Below are 504 nucleotides of genomic sequence, written 5' to 3' on the forward strand. Positions count from 1 at the left end.
GGCGTACGCGAGGAACGCGGCGCGGTAGCCGTCACCGAGGATCTCCGGCAGCTCGGGCGCCACCTTGGCGACGACACCGGCCCGCTTGGCGGCCAGCGCCCGGCTCTGCACGCGCAGCCGCCGGTGGTCGAAGCGCTCGGGGGCCGGGGTCCCGGCGACGAGCGCGGAGAGCAGCGCGGTCTGGGCGACGGCGGTACGGTCGCGGGCACCGGGGGGTGCGACGGGCGTTTCCGCGGGAGGTGCGGCCTTGGCGGCTTCGGCCGGGGCGGTACGGGCCGTACGCGCCCCGGCCGCGGTCGTACGGACCGCACGCGCGTCGGCCTCCGTGGCACGGGTCGCGGTCGCCCCGGCTCCGGTCGCAGTCGTACAGGCCACACGCGCCCCGGCTTCTGCCGTACCCGCGTCGGACCCCGTCGTACGGCCTGTACGCGCGTCGGCCGCCGGGCCCGCCGCCCGCAGCGTGGCCCGGATCGTCTCCAGTTCGGCCGCGAGCTCCGCGCCGGG

1 protein-coding gene is annotated in these 504 nt (G+C 79.0%); it reads right to left on the reverse strand.

Annotation, left to right across the window (positions count from 1 at the left end; translation table 11 throughout):
- Window positions 1–504 (reverse strand): SCO6045 C-terminal-like domain-containing protein (locus V2J85_RS40355; protein WP_474064976.1); only part of this gene is annotated, 504 nt, incomplete at both ends.

The sequence above is a fragment of the Streptomyces bugieae genome (assembly GCF_036352915.1).
Lineage (GTDB): Bacteria > Actinomycetota > Actinomycetes > Streptomycetales > Streptomycetaceae > Streptomyces > Streptomyces endophytica.